We start from the raw sequence: 24,588 nt of genomic DNA, 5'->3' as shown, positions 1-24,588 counted from the left end.
CGCGGCGAACCAACCTCTCTTGGGGGCGATACGTGGATTCAGCTGAACCTCACCCCGAAGCCCGCGCGGAGTCGGCCGCTACCGCACGGACGGACGCCGCCCGCGGCACCGACCGATTTCCGCTGTCGGAGGCGCAGCGCGCCCTGTGGTTCGCGCAGCAACTGGTGCCCGACGTCCCGCTCTTCATCGCGCAGTACGTGGAGGTCGACGGTTCGCTCGACGTCGACGTGCTGCGTGCGGCGAATGTTCGCGCGGCCCGTGAGTTCCAGTCGCCCTTCCTGCGGGTGGTCACCGTCGACGGTGAGCCCGCGCAGTATGTCGACCCGGTGCGGGACACGTCGATCGCGCTGATGGACCTGCGTTCCGAGGCCGACCCGGTCGGCGCGGCCCACGCGTGGATGCAGCGCGAGGCCGCGACGCCGCTCGATCTGTCCGCCGACCGCCTCGTCCAGACCGTGATCCTGCAGGTCGGTGATCGACATTTCCTGTGGTACAGCCGAAGTCATCACATCGCGCTCGACGGTTACGGTGCCGCGACGATGCTCTACCGCGTCGCGCACCTCTACACCGCTGCGGTGGAGGGGCGTGAGCCGGATCCGCCGGCCGCAGCCGATCTGCGCACGCTGCTCGAGATCGACGAGCGCTACCGGTCGTCGGACCGGCACGCCGCCGACCGCGCGTACTGGGTGCGCCGGCTCGACGGGGTGCGTGACTCGGTCCTCGCCGGCTCGTCGGCGCCCGCGGTTGCCGAAAGTCGGCTCGTGACCGCGGCACTGACGGATGCGACGATGCGGCGACTCGAACGGCCGGCGGAAGGGCCGGGGGCCGGCGCGTCCGCGGCGGCCCGGATCGTCGCGGCCTTCGCGTGGTTCCTGAGCGGGACGACGGGCCGCCGTGACGTGGTCGTGAACATCCCGGTCTCCGCCCGCACCACGGCCGTGCTGCGAAGGTCGGGTGGCATGACGGTCAACCTGGTGCCGCTCCCGGTCGAGATCCGCGGCGACGACACGATCGGCGACCTCGTCGATCGGGTGCAGATCGAATTGGTTGCGGCGCTGCGGCATCAGCGGTGTAGTCGCGCCGACATGAGACGCGACCGGGGCGGCGATCCGGCGGCGCCGATCGTCAACGTCATGTTCTTCCATCCGGAGATCGTGATGGGCCCGCTCGCGACGGAGTTTCACATCATCACGTCCGGCCCGGTGGACGACCTGCTGGTCAACGTCTACCAATCCGGAACGCCGGTGCGAACTTTCGTCGACTTCCGGGCGAATCCGCACCGGTACCCGGCGGCGATCCAGGCGTCCCACCATCGGCACTTCCTGGACGTCCTCGAGCGGTTCGTCGCCGCCGATCCGCAGGTGCCGGTCACCGACGTGTACGTCGCCGCGGCGCCGTCGGTGCCGGAAGCGTCCGCTCCGGCGCCGGCGCCGGTCCGTGCCGCCGAACCCGAGCCTGCCGGCCCGTCGGTCCGGGTCGACGACGGCCGGACCGAGCAGGAGATCTCGGACGTGTTCACCGCGGTCCTGGGAACGGCGCGACCGGTCCGCCCCGAGGACAGCTTCTTCGATCTCGGCGGCGACTCGCTGGTGGCGACGAGGGTGGTGGCCCGCCTGAACTCGGCGCTGCACGCGGGGCTGACGGTGCGGGACCTGTTCGAGATGCCCACCGCGCGCGGGCTGGCGCGGCACGTCGCCGCGCTGGCCGGCCCGGACGGATCACCGACCGGTCCGGCGCCGCTCCCGCCTCCAGCGCGCCGGGACCGGCCGGATCGGCTGCCGCTCTCGCCGGCGCAGCAGCGGATGTGGTTCGTCAACCAACTCGACACCGATTCGCCGGTCTACAACATTGCGTTCGCCGTCGCGTTCACCGGCCGACTCGACGTCCCGGCCCTGCACGCCGCGATCGCGGACGTCGTCGAGCGCCACGAGGCCCTGCGTACGGTCTTCCCGGCGGACGCCGACGGCCCCCGCCAGGTGATCGTGGCAGCCGGATCGGCCGTGCCGGACACGACGCCGGTCGTCGTGGGGCGGGACGAGGTGTGGGACGCGATCCGGGCCGCCGCCGTCGTGGGGTTCGATGTGCGCGAACAGCTTCCGTTGCGGACCCGGCTGTTCCGGATCGCGTCGGACGAGTACGTCCTGGGTGTGGTCGTGCACCACATCGCCGCGGACGGACAGTCGGTTCCACCGCTGGCACGCGACGTGATGACCGCGTACGGTGCGCGGCGAGCCGACGGTCCGCCGGACTGGGCGCCGCTGCCGGTCCAGTACGCGGACTATGCGCTGTGGCAACGCGAGATGCTCGGCGACGAGGGCGACCGCGACTCCGTCGCCGCCCGGCAACTGCGGTTCTGGACGGCCCGGTTGGCGGACCTGCCGCCTGCGATCGCACTGCCGCACGATCGTCCGCGCCCGTCGGCGGTGACGACCCGCGGCGGGACGGTCCCGTTCGAGATCGCCCCGGACACGCACCGGCGGCTGCTCGAACTGGGCCGGAAGAACGACTGCACGCTGTTCATGGTGCTTCACGGCGCGTTCGCGGTGCTGCTGTCGCGACTCGGGGCCGGTCGCGACGTCGCGATCGGCACCCCGGTGGCCGGGCGGGCCGCCACGGAACTCGACGATCTCGTCGGCATGTTCGTCAACACCCTCGTGCTGCGCACCGACATCGATCCCGCGGCCACGTTCGTCGAGGTGCTCGCGGGGGTCCGCGACACCGATCTGGGTGCGCTCGCCAACGTGGACCTTCCGTTCGAGCGGCTCGTCGAGGCACTCGCCACCGATCGTTCGCCGGCGCACGCCCCGCTCGTCCAGGTACTGCTCGAACTGCAGACCTCGGCGATCACGTCGGTCGAATTGCCCGGCGTCCGCGCCGAGGTGCGGGAGGTCGACACGGGGGTCGCGAAGTTCGAGCTGCAACTGAGCGTGCGGGAACACGTCGACGACGCCGGTCGACCCGACGGACTCTCGGCCGCACTGTATTTCGCGCGTGACCTGTTCGATCACACGACGGTCGAGGGCTTCGCCGCCCGACTGCAGCGCGTCCTCGCCGCGATCGCCTCCGACGGCGACGTCGTCGTCGGCGACCTCGAGATGGCCGACGACACCGAACGCGCACTGTCGGCGCGGCCGCCGGACGTGCTCGGTGTGGCCGCGACGCTGCCGGATCGACTGGCCCGGGCGGCCTCGCTGGATCCCGCTGCCGTCGCCGTCGTCGCGGGTCCGGTGCGGCTGACGTACCGGGCGTTGTCCGAACACGTGAACCGGCTGTCCCGCTGGTTGATCGGGCGCGGGGTCGGGCCCGAGACGCGAGTGGCCGTCGCGATGGCCCGGTCGGCGGACCTGCCCGTCGCCCTCGCCGCGGTCGTCGGTGCGGGAGCCGCCTACGTCCCGGTCGATGTCGACTACCCCGACGAGCGCATCGCGTTCCTGCTCGCCGACGCGCGCCCGGCATGCGTCCTCGTCGATTCCGCCGGAGCCCGACGGTTGTCGTCGGTGCCGGTCGCGGTCCCGCTCGTCGATCTCGACGGCGCGCCGGTGCGGGCCGCGGTCGCCGCGGTGTCGGCGGACCCGGTCACCGACGCCGACCGCAGGTCGCCGCTGCGGCCCGACGCGGCCGCGTACGTCATCTACACCTCCGGCTCGACGGGCCGGCCGAAGGGCGTCGTGGTCCCGCACCGCGCCGTGGTCACGCTGCTGGACCGCACAGCGCCGCTGTTCGGGTTCGACACGACCGACATCTGGACGATGTTCCATTCGTACGCTTTCGATTTCGCGGTGTGGGAGCTGTGGGGTGCGTTGCTGCACGGCGCGACGGTCGTCGTGGTCGACCGCGACACGGCCCGGTCTCCCCGCGACTTCCACGCGCTGGTGCGGGACGAGGGCGTGACGATCCTGAGCCAGACCCCGGGCGCGTTCCGGCAGTTGATCGACGCGGACCGGGCGTCGCCCGACGGGGAGTGGGCACCGCGGTTGCGGCACGTGGTCTTCGGCGGTGACGTGCTCGATCCGCTGCAGTTGTCGGCGTGGTTCGAGCGCCACGGTGACCGCACGCCGCGCCTGACGAACATGTACGGGATCACCGAGACGTGCGTCCACGTCACCCACGGGCCGGTCACCGCCGACCCGGCCACCCGCGGGGGCCCCGACACGATCGGGCACCCGCTGCCCGGGACGGTGGTTCGGGTGCTCGACGAACGCCTGCACGCCGTGCCGCCCGGCGTGATCGGCGAACTGTACGTGGCCGGCCCCGGGCTGTCGCGTGGCTACCTGGACCGGCCCGCACTGACCGCGGGCCGGTTCGTGCCGGACCCGTTCGGTGCCGGTACCCGGATGTATCGGACGGGAGACCGCGGCACCTGGACAGCCGACGGCACGCTCCGTTTCGCCGGACGCGCCGACGCTCAGGTGCAGGTCCGCGGGTACCGGGTGGAACTGGGTGAGGTGGAGTCGGCCCTGGCCGCGGCGGAGGGGGTCGGCGCCGCGGTCGCGATCGCCGACGACGGCCCGGCCGGCATCCGGATCCTCGGGTACGTGGTGCCGTCGGACGGGGCGACACCCGATCCGGAGTCGGTGAAGGAGGCGGCAGCGAAATCGCTCCCGCAGTACATGGTGCCGTCGGCGGTCACGGTCGTGGAGCGGTTCCCGATGACCGCGCACGGCAAACTCGACCGGGCGGCGCTGCCCGTTCCCGAGGACGCCGACCGTCCGCTCGTGGCCCCCCGGGACCTCGTGGAGGAGGCGGTCGCGTTGGCGGTCGGCACCCTGCTCGGGCTCGACCGGGTCGGCATCGACGACGACTTCTTCGCCCTCGGCGGCAACTCGCTGGTGGCCGCACAGTTGGCGGCCCGCGTCGGCGACGCGACGGGCGCCGCTCTCGGCATCCGGGACGTGTTCGACGCACCGACCGTCGCCGGCCTGGCCCGCCGCGTGCGTGGAACGGGCGCCGCAGGTGGCCCGCAGGCCCGCCCGCCGCTCGTCGCGCGGCCCCGGCCCCCGCGGATTCCGCTCTCGCCCGCCCAACAGCGGATCTGGTTCATCAACCAGTTCGACACGGAATCACCGGCCTACAACATCTCGCTCTCGCTGCGGCTGTCCGGGACGCTCGACCGGGCCGCGCTCACGGCGGCGATCGGAGACGTCGTCGCCCGGCACGAGTCGCTGCGCACGATCTACCCGCTCGACGGCACCGGTCCCCGCCAGGAGGTGCTGTCGCCGCGGTCGGATCTCCGGGTCGACGGTGAGGGCCTGGATCGCGGGGTCGTCGACGGCGAGGACGACCTCCGGCGCCGGATGCGGGCGCTGATGTCGCAGGGGTTCGACGTCACGCTGCGGGTGCCGTTGCGCGCCGGCCTGTTCCGGATCGGTGACACCGAGCATGTGCTCACGGTGGTGCTGCACCACATCCTGGCCGACGGGTTCTCGCTCGGGGTGCTCGCGCGTGATCTCGCGACCGCCTACGCGGCCCGGACCACCGCGGGTGCACCGTCGTGGTCGCCGCTCGACGTGCAGTACGCGGACTACGCACTGTGGCAGTCGGACTGGCTGGGCGCCGCGGACGATCCGGACTCGCCGCTGGCCCGCCAGTTGGACTACTGGACCACGACGCTCGAGGGTCTGCCGGCGGTGCTGGACCTGCCGTGCGACCGTCCCCGACCCGACGTGCGGTCCCAGCGGGGCGACCGCGTCGACCTCGAGATCCCGGCCGATCTGCACGGGCGCATCGTCGAGTTGGCCCGCGAGCACGATGCGAGTGTGTTCATGGTGATGCATGCGGCGCTGGCGACGCTGCTGGCCCGGCTCGGCGGGACCGGCGACGTCGCGGTCGGCACCCCCGTCGCCGGCCGCGGCGCGGCGGCGCTGGACGACATGGTCGGCATGTTCGTCAACACCCTCGTCCTGCGCTGCGTCGTCGACGGGAACCTGTCCTTCGCGGACCTGTTGCACCGGGTCCGGGAGGCCGATCTGGGTGCGTTCATGCACGCCGACACCCCCTTCGAGAGGGTGGTGGAGGCGGTGGACCCGCCGCGGTCCACCGCGCACTCCCCGCTGTTCCAGGTGCTGCTCGAGTTCCGGACGATCGCCCGCCCGGACGTCGAACTGCCCGGAGTGCGGGTCCACGCTCTCGACCACGGCGACGAGGTCGCCAATTTCGATCTGCAACTGAGCGTGGCGGAGGACTTCGGCCCCGCCGGCGAAGCCGCGGGCATGTCGGCGGGGATCGTCTTCGCGACCGACGTGTTCGATGCGAGGACGGTCCGCGGGTTCGCCGACCGGTTGACGCGGATCCTGCGGGCCGCGGCGACCTCCGCCGACGCGTCCGTCGGGGACATCGACCTCCTGTATCCGTCCGAACATGCTGCGCTGGTGCCGGTTCGGGGTGATCCGGGACTCGCGCCACGGACCCTCGCGGAGCTGCTGTCGCGGGCGGCGGCGTCGGATCCGATGCGATCCGCGCTCCGCTTCGACGGCGCCGACATGAGCTACGGCGAACTCGACCGGGGGTCCGACGAACTGGCGCGGAGGCTGATCGCCGACGGGATCGGTCCGGGGTCCGTGGTGGCGTTGGGCATGCCCCGAGGCCCGGCGTACGTCATCGGGGTGTGGGCGGTCGCGAAGTCCGGTGCCGCCTTCCTCCCGGTGGATCCGGCGCACCCGGCCGACCGGGTCGAGCTGATGTTGCGGGACTCCGGGGCGAGCATCGGACTGACCACCGCGGCGCTGCGGGACTCGTTCGCCGACACCGTCCCCTGGTGGGCGATCGACGAGAGCCTTTCCACCTCGGTGTCTTCCGGGCCGCCGATCGGTGACGACGAGCGGCTCGCACCGCTCCGCCCGGACGATGTCGCCTACCTCATCTACACGTCCGGGTCCACCGGCATCCCCAAGGGTGTTGCCGTCACACACCGGGGCCTGGCGGACTTCGCCGCGGACCTGCACGAGCGGTGCCGGACCACGCCGCAGTCGCGGGTGCTGCACGTCGCGTCGCCCAGCTTCGACGTGTCCGTCCTCGAACTGCTGCTCGCGGCGGGCGTCGGCGCGACCTCGGTGATCGTCCCGTCCACGGTGTACGGCGGCGACGAGTTGCGCGACCTGCTGGTGTCCGAACGGGTTTCGCACTGCATCATGACGCCGACGGTGCTGGCCACGACGCCGACGGCGTCGGCCGACGATGCCCCGGACGGCCTCGCCGACCTCTTGTGCGTGCTCGCCGCCGGTGAGGCATTGCCGCCGGAGGTCGCCGACCGCTGGGCCGCGGGCCGGGTGATGATCAATGCGTACGGGCCCACCGAGACCACGGTCATCGGCACGATGAGTGACGCGCTCACCCCCGGGGCCACGGTGACGATCGGCGGTCCGATCCGGGGATTCCGTGCGCTCGTTCTCGACGGCCGACTGCGACCCGTCCCGGTCGGTACACCGGGAGAGTTGTATCTCGCCGGTCCCGGTCTGGCACGGGGTTACCACCGTCGGCCGTCGCTCACCGCGGCACGATTCGTCGCCGACCCGGGCGGCGCCCCGGGGGCGCGTGCCTACCGCACCGGGGACCGGGTGCGGTGGAACGCCGTCGGCGATCTCGAGTACCTCGGTCGCGGGGACCGGCAGGTCAAGCTGCACGGGCACCGCATCGAACTCGGCGAGGTCGAGGCCGTGCTGGCGCAGCACCCCGACGTCGGGCACGCGGTGGTCGACGTCCGCCGGTTGGGCCGGCTCGGTGAACGCCTGCTCGCCTATGTGGTCCCGGCCGCGGGCGCCGACATCGACACCGCGAACCTCCACGAAGCGCTCGCCGCCCGACTGCCGTCGTACACGGTGCCGTCCCACATCACAGTGCTCTCCCGGATCCCGATGACCGTGCACGGCAAGCTCGATCGTGCCGCGCTGCCGGAACCGGACCTCGCCGCCGAGGCATCGACCGTGCGGATGCCCACCACCGAGGCCGAGCGGACGCTCGCGGGTGTGTTCGCCGAGGTGCTGGGGCTCGAGCAGGTCGGGGTGGAGGACTCGTTCTTCGCGCTCGGCGGCGACAGCATCATGTCGATCCAGCTCGTCGCCCGCGCGAAGGCGGTCGGGGTGTCGGTGACACCCCGGGACGTGTTCGACCACCGCACCGTCGCCGGTCTGGCCAGGATCGCCACGTCGCAGGCCGAAGCGGCCGACGAGCTCGCGGAACTCGACGGCGGCGGGGTGGGGAACGTCCCTCCGACGCCGATCCTCTCGTGGCTGCATCGGCGTGCAGCGGGCCGGATCGACCGCTTCGCGCAATCCGTGCTGCTGCACCTCCCGGCCGGTGTCCGCGAGGCGGACCTCGTGGCCGCGGTGCAGGCGGTCCTCGACCGGCACGACATGCTCCGCGCACGGCTCGTCGACGACGAATCCGGCTGGCGCATGGAGGTTCTCCCCATCGGTGCCGTCGATGCACGTGAGGTCGTCGACCGTCTGCCGGTTCCGGACCTCGGCGGGGACTTCGCGCGCCGCGCGGCCGCGGAACTCGGGGCGGCCGCCGACCGGTTGACTCCCGCGTCGGGCCGGATGGTCCGGGTCGTGTGGTTCGACGGTCCGCACGACGCCGGGCGACTGCTGATCGTGGTCCACCACACCGTGGTCGACGGGGTGTCGTGGCGGGTGATCGTGCCGGACCTGGCGTCGGCGTGGGCGCAGGCCGCGAGCGGCCGCACTCCCGAACTGGAACCGGTGGGCACGTCGATGCGCCGGTGGGCGCACGCGCTGCGAGATGTCGCGGGCCGCCGGCGCCGGGAGATACCGCTGTGGGAGAAGATCATCGGTGCGGGCGACCCGCCCCTGGGACGACGCGCCGCCGATCCCACCCGCGACGTCCATGCGGCGGTCGAGGTGCTGCCGGTCGACCTGCCGCCCGAGCTCACCGTCCCCGTGCTCACGACGCTGCCGACGGCGATCCACGGCACCCCGGTCGATGTGCTGCTGACGGCACTCGCGATGGCAGTGCGCCGCTGGACCACCGAACGCGACGGCACCGCAATCGATCCCATTCTCGGGATCGAAGGACACGGTCGTGAGGAGACACTGGTGCCGGGCGCCGACCTGAGCCGGACGGTGGGCTGGTTCACCACGATCCATCCGACGCGGCCGGATCTGTCGTCGATCGACCTGGACGACGCGTTCGATGGCGGGCCGGCCGCGGGCCACGCCGTCAAACAGGTCAAGGAGCATCTGCGCTCGATCCCCGACCACGGTCTCGGATACGGACTGCTCACCGAGCGGGACAGCGAGGCGGGTGCGCGACTGCGGTGCTCGCCGCAGATCCTCCTCAACTATCTCGGCCGCCTCGCGCCCGGTGACGACACCGCGCCCCGGGCGTGGATGCCGGTCGAGGGCGACGGCGGCCTCGGTGGCACGCAGGATCCGGACATGCCCGTTCTGGCGCCGCTCGACATCGCCGCCGGGATCGGTGCGGGCCGAGGCGGTGCGGCACTGCAGTCGACGTGGTCGTTCGCGCCGGGCGTGTTCTCCGGCACCGACATCCGCCGTCTCGCGCAGCTGTGGCGGGACGCGCTGGCGGCGCTCGCCACGTACTCGCGGTCCCCGGACGCCGGCGGGCTCACGCCGTCGGACCTCGCACTGGTCCGCCTCGATCAGGCGACCATCGACACCCTCGAAGCTCAGCGGCCCGGACTGGTGGACGTCTGGCCGCTCACCCCGCTGCAGTCCGGGTTGCTGTTCCACGCCCGGATGGCCGGGAACGCCCCCGATTCCTACACGGTTCAGATCGTGGTGGACCTGCGGGGCGAGCCCGACCGGGAACGGCTCGTCGCGTCGGCCCGCGCCGTGCTGCGGGGGAACCCGAACCTGCGTGCGTGTTTCGTGGACGACGGCGCGGGTGAGACGCTCCAGGTGATCGCGGCCGACGTCGCGGTGCCGTGGAACGAGATCGACCTGTCCGGTCTGGACGATCCTGCGCGCGAACAGCACTGGCAGGCGCTGCTGAGCGACGACCGTGCGACCGCCTTCCCGATGGGCCGCGCGCCGCTGATGCGGTTCGTGCTCGTCCGCCTGGCTCCCGGGCGGTACCGGCTATTGGTGACGCACCACCACATCCTGCTCGACGGCTGGTCCACTCCGCTTCTGCTGCAACAGTTGCTGACTCTGTATGCGGCCGAGGCGGACCCGTCGGTGCTGCCGCACGGCGGTGAGTACCGCGACTACCTGGTGTGGCTCGCGGGTCAGGACGGATCGGCCGCGGCCTGGCGCGACGCGCTCGCCGGTGCCCCCGAACCGACCCTGCTGGCGCCGACCCTGCCGGCGTTGCAGTCCGACGAACTCGCGGTGGCCGCGGTGACCGTGACGCTGGACGAGGCGGAGACCGCGGCCCTCACCCGGGTGGCGCGGGACCGCGACGTCACCGTCAACACCGTCGTGCAGGTGGCCTGGGCGCTCGTGCTCGGCGTGCTCACGGGCCGGTCGGACGTCGTGTTCGGCGCCACCGTATCCGGTCGTGCCCCCGAGGTTCCCGGTATCGAGACCATGATCGGGCTGTTCATCAACACCGTGCCGGTGCGCGTGACACTCGATCCACGTGAAACCGTCGGGGATCTGCTGACCCGCGTGCAGGGCGAGCAGTCGGCCCTGATGGACCACCACCACATCGGGCTCGCCGACATCCAGCAGTCGGCCGGCCCGGGTGCCGTCTTCGACACCCTGACGGTGTTCGAGTCGTATCCGGTGGACCGGGCGGCCCTCGAGGACGGCACGGACATCGCGGGGCTGCACGTCGACGGCGTCGAGGGACTCGACGCCACGCACTACCCGATCACCGTGACGGTGGGACTCACCGACCGACTCGAGGTGTCCCTGAAGTACCGGGTGGGCAGTGTGGCCCCGGCGGCGGCGGAATCCGTCGCCGCGCGACTGCGATCGGCGCTCACGACGATCTCCCACGCGGACGGACTCCCGCTCGCGGCCGTCGATCTGCTGTCCGATCGGGAGCGGGAGACCGGTGCTCCGACACGGGATACCGCGCCCGCCCCGCCGCGACTGCTACCGGATCTCCTCACCGCGGCCGTCTCCGGCCACGCGGATGCCGTCGCGGTCGACGCGCGCGGTGGTCGCCTCACGTACCGCGGATTGGACGAGCTGTCGAACCGGTGGGCGCGCAGCCTGATCGGTGTCGGTGCGGCGCCGGGCGTGGTGGTGGCGTGCGCGATTCCACGATCGCTGGAATCGGTGCTGGCGGTGTGGGCGGTGGCGAAGACCGGCGCGGCGTTCGTGCCCGTCGATCCGACCTACCCGCGTGCGCGTATCGAGCACATGATCACCGATTCCGGGGCGAGCGTCGGCCTCACGACCGCCACCCACCGCGACGGACTGCCGGGCACTCTGCGCTGGCTGGTGCTCGGCGACCCGCCGGAGGGCGTCGCCGCGGAACCGGTCTCCGCCGAGGAACGAGTGCGCCCCGTGCTCGTGGACGACGTCGCCTACCTGATCTACACGTCGGGGTCCACGGGCCGCCCCAAGGGGGTGAGCGTGACCCATCGCGGACTGGCGAGCCTGCTGGCCGAGCAGCGGGCGCGCTACCCGATCACCCCCGACGCCCGCTGCCTGCACATCTGCTCACCGAGCTTCGACGTCTCCGTGCTCGAGTTGCTGCAGGCATCCGTCGCGGGGGCGACGCTGGTGGTGGCGCCGCCCGACGTCTACGGTGGCGATCCGCTCGGTGACCTGTTGCGCCGCGAACGGATCACCCACGCCTGCATCACACCGGCGGCCCTGGCGACCGTCGAACCCGAGCGGCTCGACCAGCTCGAGGTCCTGGTCGTCGCGGGTGACGCGGTGGGCCCGGAACTGGTCGCCGACTGGGCGCCGGGACGGATCATGCTCGACGGCTACGGGCCGACGGAATCGACGGTGCTGTCCACGATCAGTGCGCCGTTGGTGCCGGGCGCCGACATCCCCATCGGCACGCCCGTGCGCGGCACCGCCGTCGTCGTGCTCGACGCCTTCCTGCGCCGCGTCCCCGTCGGTGTTCCGGGCGAGCTGTACCTGTCCGGGGCGGGCACGGCCCGCGGATACCACCGCCGTGCGGGGCTGACGGCGGCACGGTTCGTCGCGTGTCCTCTCGGGCCGCCCGGCAGCCGCATGTACCGCACCGGTGACGTCGTCCGCCGGCGACCGGATGGCGCGCTGGACTACTTGGGCCGCAGCGACTTCCAGACGAAGGTGCGCGGATTCCGCATCGAACCGGGGGAGATCGACGCGGTGCTCGTCGCGCATCCCGCGGTGGCGCACGCGGTGACGGCGGCGCACCGCCGCGGCGGCGGGGATCCGCTGCTGGTCTCGTACGTGGTGCCCGGTGCGGACCACGACATCGACGTGTCGGCGCTGACCGAGTTCGCCGCCCAGCGACTCCCGGCACATCTGCTGCCGAACGCGGTCGTGGTTCTCGACGAGATCCCGCTGACGCCCGTCGGCAAGCTCGATCGGGAGGCGCTCCCCGCGCCGGACTTCACCTCGGCGGCCCCGCGGTTCCGGGCCCCGAGCACCCCGGCCGAGCAACAGGTGGTGACGGTCTTCGCGGAGGTCACCGGCGTCGAGCGAGTCGGTGTGGACGACAACTTCTTCGCGCTCGGCGGCAACTCGCTCAGCGCGACCCGGGCGGTTGCGCGGATCAACCGCGCCCTCGGCTCGGCGATCGACGTGCGGGACCTCTTCGCGTGCGGGACCCCGGGCCGGCTCGCCGCCCGGGCCGGGCGCGCCGGGAGCGATGGCACCGCGGACCGCCGCGCGCTGCGCGCCGGTGTCCGGCCCGAGCGGGTGCCGCTGTCGTGGGCGCAGGAGCGGATGTGGTTCGTCAACCAGTTCGAGCCCGCGTCCGCGGCCTACAACGTGCCGATGGCGCTGAGACTGTCCGGCGTGCTCGACGTGGCTGCGCTGCGGTCTGCGCTCGTCGACGTCGTCGAGCGGCAGGAGTTGCTGCGCACGGTGTTCCCGGCGTCGGCGTCGGGGCCCGCGCAGGTGACGGTGCCGGCCGGCGACGTGGTCGGGACCCTGACTCCCGAGCCGATCGCCGCGGACGCCGTCGCCGACCGGGTCGCGGAGGTGGTCGGCGGGGGTTTCGATGTCGCGGAGCGGGTTCCGGTCCGGGTGGCGCTGCTGAAGGTGGCGGCCGAGGTGCACGTGCTGGTGCTGGTGGTGCACCACATCGTCGCGGACGGGTTCTCCATCGGCCCGCTGGCCCGCGACGTCGCGACCGCGTACGCGGCCCGGGTGACGGGTGCGGCACCGGGGTGGGACCGGTTGCCGGTCCAGTACGCCGACTACGCACTGTGGCAGCGCGACGTCCTCGGGGCTCCCGGCGACCCGCAGTCGGCGCTCGCCCGCGAGGAGTCGTGGTGGCTCGCCCGGCTCGGCGGCGCGCCACCCGTCGCGGCGTTGCCGCTCGACCGTCCCCGCGCCGGACACCGGTCGACCGCCGGGGGCCGGGCGTCGTTCGCGGTGGGGGCCGACATCCATCGCCGTCTCGCCGACCTTGCCCGGCAACACGACTCGACGCTGTTCATGGTGGTCCACGCCGCACTGGTGGCCCTGCTGTCGCGGATCGGGGCCGATCGGGACGTGGTGATCGGCACTCCCGTCGCGGGCCGTGGCGAGGCCGAGCTGGACGATGTGGTCGGCATGTTCGTCAACACCCTGCCCCTGCGCACCGCGGTCGATCCGGGGGCGTCGTTCGCGGACCTGCTCGACGTGGTCCGCGACGGCGACATCGACGCGTTCGCGCACGCCGACGTGCCGTTCGAGCGGATCGTCGAACGCCTCGGTGCGGGACGCAGCACGTCGTACGCGCCACTGGTTCAGGTGATGCTCGAGTTCCGCAACGTCGAGCGGCCACGGGTACAACTGCCGGGCCTGACGGTCGAGGCCCTCGACGTCGATCCCGGCGAGGTCAAGTTCGATCTGCAGTTCGGCATCGGGGAGACCCACGACGGCGACGGCGAGGCGACCGGGCTGTCCGGTGATCTCCTGTACGCCTCGGACATCTTCGACCGCGCGACGGCGACCGAACTCGCCGAGATGACCGCCCGGGTGCTCGCGGAGTTCGCCGCCGACCCACGTCGGCCGGTCGGCGACCTCGACCTGACCGGTGCGCCCACGGGGGCCGCCGCCGAGGAGGGGGCGCCGATCGCGGCCGACACCACGCTCGCGGACCTGTTCGCGGCCTCCGTCGCCGCAGCACCGCACGCCGACGCGGTGGTCGCGGGCACTGAGCGGATCAGCTACCGGCAACTCGACGAGCGTTCGAACCGGCTGGCCCGGTGGATGATCGATCGGGGCATCGGTCCCGAATCGGTGGTGGCGGTCGTGATGGGCCGGAGCGCGGACCTCGTCGCGACGCTGGTGGGGGTCGTGCGTGCCGGCGCCGCCTATCTCCCGGTGGATCCGGGATATCCCGCCGACCGGATCCGGTTCGTGGTCGGCGATGCCGGTGCGGCGTGCGCGTTGGTGGACGGGGCGTTCCGCCGCGACCGGGCGGATGTCGTTCTGCCCGAAGGGCTTCCCGTCATGTGTGTGGATTCACCCGACACCCGCGACGAGGTCGACCGGTACCCCGCGGCGCCCGTCACCGACACCGACCGGACCCGGCCGTTGCACCCGGATTCGCTCGCGTACCTGATCTACACGTCGGGTTCGACCGGGCGCCCCAAGGGCGTGACGGTGACCCATCGCAACGTCGCGACGCTGCTGACCGGCGTCCGGGACGTTCTCGGGTTCGGGTCGGGCGACGTGTGGACGATGTTCCACTCGTTCGCGTTCGACTTCGCGGTCTGGGAACTGTGGGGTGCACTCGGATTCGGTGGCCGGGTGGTGGTCGTGGACTACCACACCGCACGCGACCCGCGTGCCCTGCTGCGGCTGCTGCGGGACGAGTCCGTGACGGTCCTCAGTCAGACTCCGTCCGCCTTCCACCCACTCGCGGACGCCGATGCGGACTCGCCGGGTGACCTCGCACTGCGCTACGTGGTGTTCGGCGGGGAGACGCTGGACGCGACGCGGCTATCCGGCTGGATCGAACGGCACGGTGACACGGCGCCCGTGCTGGTCAACATGCTCGGTATCACCGAGACGTGCGTGCACGTGACCTGGCGGCGGATCGACGCGGCAGCGGTCCGCGCCGAACGGGCGCAGCGGCCCGTCGGATCGGCGGTCGGTGTCGGGCTTCCCGGAGTCCGGGTCCGCGTGCTCGACGACCGCCTGCACCCCGTGCCGCCCGGCGTGGCCGGGGAACTGTACGTCTGCGGGCCGCAGGTGGCGCGGGGCTACCGGGGCCGTCCGGGACTGACCGCGGCCCGCTTCGTCGCGGATCCGTTCCTGGGTGGACAGCGGATGTACCGCTCCGGCGATCGAGTTCGGTGGACGACGTCCGGCGGGCTCGAATACTTGGGACGCAGGGACTTCCAGGTGCAGGTGCGCGGATTCCGGGTGGAGCCGGGCGAGGTGGAGGCGGCGCTGCTCGCGGTGCCGGGGGTGGCGTCGGCCGTCGTGCTCACCCGCGCCGGGGACACCGGTGGCCGGCGGCTGTTCGGGTACGTGGTGCCCGAACCGGGCCACGAACCGGATCCCGACGCGATACTCGCCGAAGCCGGGCAGCGGCTGCCGACCTACATGGTGCCCGCCGCCGTCGTGGTGCTCGACGCGTTCCCGATGACGGTGAACGGCAAGGTCGACCGCGCGGCGCTGCCGGACCCGGCACCGAGCGCCGGTGCGGGCAGGGCGCCGGCCACCGACGTCGAGCGGATCCTCGCCGGGTTGTTCGCCGAGATCCTCGGTGCCCGGTCGGTGGGCGCGGACGATTCGTTCTTCGGGCTCGGCGGCGACTCGATCATGTCGATCCAGTTGGTGGCCCGCGCCCAGTCCGCCGGCGTGACACTGACACCCCGGGACGTCTTCGAGCGGCGCACCGTCGCCGGGCTCGCCGAGGTCGCCGAGTACTCGGAACGCCGCGGGCCGGCGCCGCTGCGGGAACTTCCCGGCGGCGGCGTCGGCGACGTCGTGACCACCCCGATCGTGCACTGGCTCGCGGACCGGGGCGGGGACGCCGACCGGTACTCGCAGTCGGTGCTGCTCGACCTCCCGCCCGACATCGACGGCGACGTCCTGGCCCGCGGCCTGGAAGCGGTCCTGGACCGCCACGACATGCTGCGGTCCCGGCTGCGTCCCGACGCACGGTCCGGCACCGGCCTGCGGATCGAGGTACGACCCCCCGGCGCGGTCGACGCCCGCGCGATCGTCGAGGGCGTCCCCGTCGAGACGGTGTCCGGCACCGGCTTCACCGCATCCGCGCGCGCCGCTCTGGAAGCGGCGGCGGATCGGCTCGACCCGATGTCCGGCAGCATGATCCAGCTCGTGAGGTTCGCCGCGGCCGACGGCGCCCGGCTGCTGATCGTGGCACACCACCTGGTGATCGACGGCGTGTCGTGGCGCATCCTGGTCCCCGACCTCGCGGCGGCCTGCTCCGCGGTGGCGGCGGGCACCGATCCGGCGCTGCCGCCGGCCGGGACGTCGATGCGGACGTGGGCGGACGGACTCGCCACGGTCGCGCCGGCGCGGGCGGCGGAACTGGACCTGTGGCGGTCGGCGACCGCGGACGACGGGCGATGCCCGGTCGGGCGCGCACTGGATCCGCACGTGGACGTCGCGTCCACGCTCGACCGCGTCGAGGTGGAACTACCGGCCGAGGTCACGGCCGCCCTCACGACCACGGTGCCCGACCGCTTCCACGGGTCGGTCGACGACGGACTGGTCACCGTGCTGGCGCTCGCGCTGGTCCAGTGGCGCCGCGAGCGCGGCGGCGACGGCGACGCGGTGGCGGTCGTGCTCGAGGGACACGGCAGGGAACAGCAGGTGGTACCCGGCGCCGACCTGTCCCGGACCGTCGGCTGGTTCACCTCGCTCTACCCCGTGCGACTCGACTTCGCCGGTGTGGACATCGCCGCCGTCGACCGGGCAGACGACGGGGCGGTCGTCGGTGCCGCGGTGAAGACGGTCAAGGAGCAACTGCGGGCAATTCCCGATCATGGCATCGGGTTCGGCATGCTCCGGTACCTGGACGACGCGACCGCGGCCGTCCTGGCTCCGCGTCGGCTGCCCGACATCAGCTTCAACTACCTCGGCCGGTTCGACACCGGCACCACCGATCGGGCCGCCGGAACCTGGCTTCCCGTCGAGGATTCCGGACTGCGAGGCGTCGTCGCACCGAACCTGCCGGTCGTGTTCGCGATCGACGTCAACGCCGTCACGGTGTCGGGACCGGACGGACCGAGGTTGTCGGCGACCTGGGACTTCCCCCGCGGCGTCCTGAGTTCCGGCGAGGTGCAGCGGTTGGCGCAGTTGTGGATCGGTGCCGCCGAGGCACTCGCCGCCCATGTCCGGACCCCCGGGGCGGGCGGGTCGACCCCCTCGGACCTGGACCTGGTGGAGGTGGATCAGGCGACGATCGACCGACTCGAGCAGCGGTACCCGGGCCTGGCCGATCTCTGGCCGCTGTCCCCGATGCAGCGCGGCATGCTGTTCCACGCCGAACTGGCCGCGGACTCCACGGACGCGTACCTGGTCCAGCTGATCCTGACCCTCGAGGGGGCGGTGGACGGGCCGCGTCTGCGACGGGCGGGCAGGACACTGCTCGACCGGCATCCGAACCTGCGCACGGCCTACACGCGGCTCCCGAGCGGCGACCCGGTGCAGGTGGTGTGCACCGGCGTCGAGGCGGCATGGCACGAAATCGACCTGTCCGGGCTCGGGGAACGGGAAGCCGGCACGCGGCTGGCGGCACTGCTCGACGGCGACCGCGCCACCCCGTTCGACGTCACGACGGCTCCGCTGCTGCGAATGATGCTGGTACACATGCCCGGCGGCGCACACCGGGTGGTCCTCACCGAACACCACATCCTGTTCGACGGCTGGTCCACCCCGCTCCTGCTCGAAGAGTTCGTCACGCTGTACCTGACAGGCGGGGACGACGTCGCGCTGCCGCGTCCCCGCTCGCACCGCCGCTACCTCGAATGGCTGGCCCGGCAGGACCGGGAGGCCGCCCTCGACGCGTGGGTGCGCGCCGTCGGCGACATCGACGACCCCACGCTCCTGCTGCCGGGCCACGCCGCGGCCACGGAGGCGTACACCGAGTCGCGGGATCGCACCTATCGACTGGATGCACCGACGTCGGAGCGGCTACGGAACCTCGCCCGGGCCCGCGGCGTCACCCTGAACACCGTCGTCCAGGCGTCGTGGGGGATCGTGCTGGGACTGCTCACCGGCCGTGACGACGTGGTCTTCGGGGCCACGGTGTCGGGACGCCCGCCGCACATCGCGGGCATCGAGACGATGATCGGGCTGTTCATCAACACGGTTCCGGTCCGGGTCCGGCTCGATCCGTACGCGAGTCTCGGCGAACTGCTCGACCGGGTCCAGGCCGCGCAGTCGGCGATGCTCGACCACCACCACGTCGGGCTCGCCGAGATCCAGCAGGCCGTCGGGCCGGGCTCGATCTTCGACACCCTCACGGTGTTCGAGTCGTACCCGACCCGCACCACCGCGTCGGGGGACACCGACCTGGACGGGATGCGGTTGACCGGGGTGGAGGCCCGGGACTCCGCGCACTTCCCGCTCAGTGTCGTCGCGTCGGCGCCCGACGAGCAGCTGCAGGTGACGATGAAGTTCCGTCCCGATTTGGTGGGCGGCGCGACGGTGGCCGGGATCGCCGCGCGACTGCTGCGGGTGCTGCACGCATTCGCGGGACTCGTCGACGACCCGCAGCGGCGACTCGCGGCGCTGGATCTGCTGACCGGCGCCGAGCGCCGCGCCCTGGTCCCGGTCCGCGGCGGTCGGCGGTCCGCGCTCCGCACCCTCCCGGAGATCCTCGACGCCGCCGTGGCCCGCGACCCCGAGGCGACGGCGCTCGTCAACGGCGCGCGCGAGGTCACCTACGGCGAACTCGATTCCTGGTCCAACCGGCTCGCACGCACGTTGATCGACTGTGGCGTCGGTCCGGAATCGCGTGTGGTGCTGGGCATCCCGAGGTCGATCGAGTCGGTCGTCGCGATGTGGGCGGTGGCCCGTGCGGGTGGCGCGTTCGTGCCCGTCGACCCGGACTACCCGGCCGAACGCGTCGTGGCGATGGTCGACGATTCGGGTGCCGACATCGGTCTGACGACGACGGCCCACCGGCCGAGACTGCCCGACGGGCCGCGATGGCTGGTACTTGACGACGATGGGTTCGTCGCCGCTCTCACCGACACGTCCGCCGGACCCATCACCGACACCGATCGGGCCGCTCCGCTCCGCCTCGATGCCGCCGCCTATCTGATCTACACGTCCGGGTCCACGGGACGACCGAAGGCCGTCACCGTCACCCACCGGGGCCTGGGCAACTACGCGGACGCGCAGCGCGACGCCTGCGGTGTCACCGCGGAGGCGCGAACCCTGCACTTCTCCTCGCCCAGCTTCGACGTCTCGGTGCTCGAGTACCTGCTGTGCTTCGCGGTCGGCGCGACGATGGTGCTCGTCCCGCGCACGGTCTACGGCGGCTCCGAACTGACGGCGGTCCTGCGGAAGCAGCGGGTGACGCACGCCTTCATCACCCCGGCCGCACTCGCGTCGGTGGATCCGTCCGGACTCGACGACCTCGAATGCGCGCTGGTCGGCGGCGAGGCCTGGCCGCCGGAACTGGTGGACGACTGGTTGCCGCAGCGACGGATCCTCAACGTCTACGGACCCACCGAGACCACGATCGTCGTCAACATCGAGGAGTTCGTCGCGGACCAGGAGACCGAGCACTCCCTGGGCCGGCCCATCCCGGGTGTCACCGAGACCGTGCTCGATTCGCGGCTGCAGCCGGTGCCGGCCGGTGTCCGGGGCGACGTCTACGTCGCCGGACCGGGAGTGGCCCGTGGGTACCACCGGCGCCCGGGGCTGACCGCGGCCCGGTTCCTGCCCGACCCGTTCGGGGCACCGGGCGATCGGATGTACCGCACCGGCGACGTCGGCGCGTGGACGGCCGACGGCAAGCTCGAGTATCTCGGGCGCAGCGACTTCCAGGTCAAGATCCGTGGTTTCCGGATCGAACTGGGGGAGATCGATGCCGTGCTGACCGGACACCCCGACGTGCGCTTCGCGACCACTCTGGGCCGCCGTGGCCCGGGCGGCGACACGGTGCTGGTGAGCTACGTCGTGGCGCGGGACGGCGGCCGCATCGACGTCGACGATCTGCGTGGACGGTTGGCTGAGCGGGTGCCCGAACACATGGTGCCGACGGCGTTCGTCGTTCTCGACGACATCCCGCTCACCCCCGTCGGAAAGCTCGACCGGCGGGCGCTTCCCGAGCCCGAGTTCGGTTTCACCGCAGCGGTGTTCCGGGCCCCGACCGACCCTGTCGAGGAGGCGATCACGACGGTGTTCGCGGAGGTCCTCGGGGTCGACCGGGTCGGCACCGGAGACGGCTTCTTCGACCTCGGCGGCAACTCGCTGTCCGCGACGCGAGCCGTGGCACGCCTCGACGAAACGCTCGGCATCGACCTCGGCGTGCGGGCGCTGTTCGAGGCTCCCACGGCCGCAGCGCTCGCCGAACGAATCGAGCACGCCGACACCGGCCCGTCCGGTCGCCCCGTGCTCGAGGCGGTGCCGCGCCCGGCGGAGATCCAGCTGTCGGCGGCGCAGCAGCGCATGTGGTTCATCAACCAGTTCGATCCGTCGTCGCCCGCGTACAACGTGCCGCTGGTGGTACGCCTGACCGGAGATCTCGACGTGCCTGCGTTGCGGGCGGCGGTCGTCGACGTGGTGTCGCGGCACGAGTCGCTGCGCACCCGGTTCCCGATCGGCGCCGACGGGCCGATCCAGGACGTCCGCCCGGTGGCCGAGGTCGCGATCGAACTCGATCCGGTCGCCGTCGACGGCGAGGACGAACTGCGTGACCGGACGCGGGCGACGGTGTCGACGGGATTCGATGTGACCGAGAGGATTCCGGTGCGTGGAACGCTGCTCGTGGCGCCGCCCGATGAGCACGTCCTGGTCCTCGTCGCGCACCACATCGTGATCGACGGCTACTCGCTGGGCCCGCTGTCGCGTGATCTGATGCGCGCCTACGCCGCGCGCACCGTGGGCCGCGAACCGGACTGGGATCGGCTGGCGGTGCAGTACGCCGACTACACGCTGTGGCAGCGGACCCTCCTCGGCGACGACGCCGATCCCGGATCGGTCCTGTCCCGGCAACTCGAGTACTGGACCGAGGCGCTGTCGGGCGCGCCCGACCTGCTGCGCCTGCCGACGGACCGGCCGCGGCCGGCCCAGCAGTCCTTCCGCGGCGACCGTGTCGCGTTCGTGCTCGACCCCGGACTGCACCGACGACTCGTGACGTTCGCGCGCGACCACGGAACGAGCCTGTTCATGGTGATCCACGCGGCCCTCGCGGTGCTGCTCGCCCGGATGGGCGACACGGACGACATCGTGGTGGGCACCCCGATCGCCGGGCGCGGTGAGCGCGCGCTCGACGATCTGGTCGGGATGTTCGTCGGAACACTGGCTCTGCGCACCAGGATCGCTGCGCGGCAGTCGTTCTCGGATCTGCTGGAGTCGGTCCGCGAGGTCGATCTGGGGGCCTTCGCGCATGCCGACGTGCCGTTCGAGAGGGTGGTCGAGGCGCTCGACCCGGCCCGAACCACCGCGTACTCACCGCTGTTCCAGGTGGCGCTCGAGTTTCAGAACGACGAGCGCGTCCGACTCGGGCTGTCCGGGCTGACCCTCGAGGTCCTGCCGGTCGCGTCCGGGGTGGTGAAGGAGGATCTCGAGTTCGTTCTCGGCGAACGGTTCGACGACGCCGGGGCACCCGCGGGGATCGTCGGGAGCATCGAGTTCGCGACCGATCTGTTCGACCGTGACACCGTGCGCGGCCTCGCCGAACGATTCGTGCGGATCGTCGAGACCGCGACGGTCGAACCGGGGCGGCCCGTCGGCGACCTCGAGATCCTGCACCCGCGCGAGCTGGCCGGGCTGGTACCCGCACGGGGCGGGCCGGACGCACCGACACTGTTGCTGGCCGACCTGCTGGTGGCCGCGGCACGCACCCCCGACGCCGTCGCGGTCGTGTGCGACGGCCGAGAGCTGTCCTACCGGGAACTCGACGAGCGGTCGAACCGCCTGGCAAGGCGCCTGATCGGGATGGGTGCGGGCCCGGAGACGTACGTCGCGCTGGGGCTGGCGCGCTCGGTGTCGTCGGTGCTCGCGGTCTGGGCCGTGGCACGGACCGGCGCGGCCTTCGTGCCGGTGGATCCGGGCTACCCGGACGAGCGGATCACCCGGATGCTCACCGACTCCGCTGCGGGACTGGGCGTCACCGTGCGGTCGAGCCGGGATCGGCTGCCGGATTCGGTGAACTGGGTGGTGCTCGACGATCCGGATGCCGAGGCCGCCGTCGCGGCCGAGTCGGCCGCGCCGATCGAGGACACCGAGCGGATCCGCCCGCTGCGGGCCGAGCACCCCGCGTACCTGATCTACACGTCGGGCTCGACCGGCACGCCGAAGGGCGTCGTACTGACCCACCGGGGGTTGGCGAACCTCGCGGCCGAGGAACGCGAACGCCTGGGCGTGACGCCGCACGCACGGACCCTGCACTTCGCGTCGCCGAGTTTCGACGCCTCGGTGTTCGAATCCGTGATGGCGCTGAGCGCGGGCGCCACCATGGTCGTGGTGCCCTCCGATGTCTACGGGGGCGCCGAGTTCGCCGATCTGCTGGAAACCGGCAGGGTGACACACGGATTCGTGACCCCAACCACTCTCGCCTCGGTGGACCCGCTCGGGCTCGAGAATCTGCGGACGCTCGTGGTGGCGGGGGAGCCGTGCCCGCCCGAGCTGGTGACGCGTTGGGCTCCGGGGCGCACGATGCTCAATGCGTACGGCCCCACCGAGACCACGATCATGGCGAACATCAGCGCGCCCATGCGCCCGGGCGAGCCGGTCACGTTCGGCGGACCGATCCGCGGCGTCACCGAACTGGTTCTCGACCCGCGTCTGCACCCCGTCCCGCGCGGGGTCGTCGGAGAGCTGTACATCGCCGGCCCCGCCCTGGCGCGTGGCTACCACCGGCGTCCCGGGCTCACCGCCGGCCGGTTCGTCGCGGACCCGTTCGGTCGGCCCGGCGAGCGGATCTACCGCACCGGCGATCTGGTCCGATGGCGCGGGGACGACACCCTCGAGTACATCGGGCGCAGCGACTTCCAGGTGAAGGTCCGCGGTTTCCGGATCGAGCCCGGGGAGGTCGACGCGGTGCTCACCGCACAGCCGGGCGTCGGGTTCGCCGTCACACTCGCCCGCCCGGGCCCCGCGGGCAACATGCTGCTCTGCTCGTACGTGCGACCGGTGGACGGCGCCCACCTCGACGCCGACGACCTGCGCCGCGACGTGGGGCGTCACCTGCCCGCGCACATGGTGCCCGCCTCGGTGACCGTGCTGGACCGGATCCCGCTGACGCCCACCGGCAAGTTGGACCGCGACGCGCTGCCGCCGCCGCGGTTCATGTCGGCGGCGGCGGAGTTCCGGGAGCCGAGCGGCCCGATCGAGGCGGCGGTGGTGGAGGTGTACACCGATGTCCTCGGTGTCGAGCGGATCGGGTTGGACGACAGCTTCTTCGATCTGGGCGGTACCTCACTGCTCGCGACGAAGGTGGTCACCGCGCTGCGGGCACGACTAGGGCCCACCGTCACGCTGCAGGAGCTCTTCCTCGAACCGACGCCCGCCGGCCTGGCCGGGCGGATCACCGACGCCGCGACGGGTGGGGTGGACGACGCCCTGAGGCCCGTGATCCCGCTGCGCAGCAATGGGTCCGCACGCCCACTGTTCTGTGTCCATCCCGGTATCGGATTGTCCTGGGGCTATGCGGGGCTGGTGCGGTACCTGCCGGTGGAGCGGCCGGTGTTCGGGCTGCAGCTACCGGTGATCACCGACGGGCCGCAGTACGACTCGCTCGACGACTTGGCCGCACGGTACGTCGACGAGGTGACGGCCATGGCGCCCGACGGTCCGTACGACCTGCTCGGCTGGTCGCTGGGCGGCGTGATCGCACACGCGATGGCCGTCGAACTGCAGCGCCGGGGCAGGTCCGTCGCGACGCTGGCGGTCATGGACGCCTACCCCGACGACGGTTCGGAACCCCTGCTCGGCCGGCTCGACCTGACGGACCTGCTGCGCGGGCTGGGTTTCGAACCGCCCGCCACCGAGCACGCAGCCGACTACGTCGATGCTGCCCGAATGCTCAACGCCCACTTCGGGACCGGTGATGCGGTCACCGCCGGGCATCTCGAACGGATCAACGACGGTTACGCCCACTCACGGCTCCTGGTGCATCGCTTTGCGCCCGGCATCTACGACGGCGACCTGCTGGTGTTCCCCGCCGCACGCGGGCAGGGCGGCGGAACCGATCGGTCGGCGCGGGAATGGCGCCCCCTCGTCACCGGCCGTATCGAGGAACACGCCGTCGACTGTGGGCACAACGACATGATCGACCCCGATGCACTCGCGGTCATCGGGCCGGTGCTGGCCGCGTGGCTCGCGGGACGCTAGTCCGTCCCGG

1 protein-coding gene is annotated in these 24,588 nt (G+C 72.3%); it reads left to right on the top strand.

What is annotated here, in order from left to right; translation table 11 throughout:
- Positions 1–32: 32 nt before the first annotated feature.
- Entirely contained in the window at positions 33–24,578 is a 24,546-nt protein-coding gene (locus IJ15_RS24850; protein WP_081880640.1) for a non-ribosomal peptide synthase/polyketide synthase, read from the top strand.
- Positions 24,579–24,588: the final 10 nt, after the last annotated feature.

The sequence above is a fragment of the Prescottella defluvii genome (assembly GCF_000738775.1).
Lineage (GTDB): Bacteria > Actinomycetota > Actinomycetes > Mycobacteriales > Mycobacteriaceae > Prescottella > Prescottella defluvii.
The sequence above is the reverse complement of the archived record's forward strand: the minus strand, read 5'-3'. Positions and strand labels throughout refer to the sequence as shown.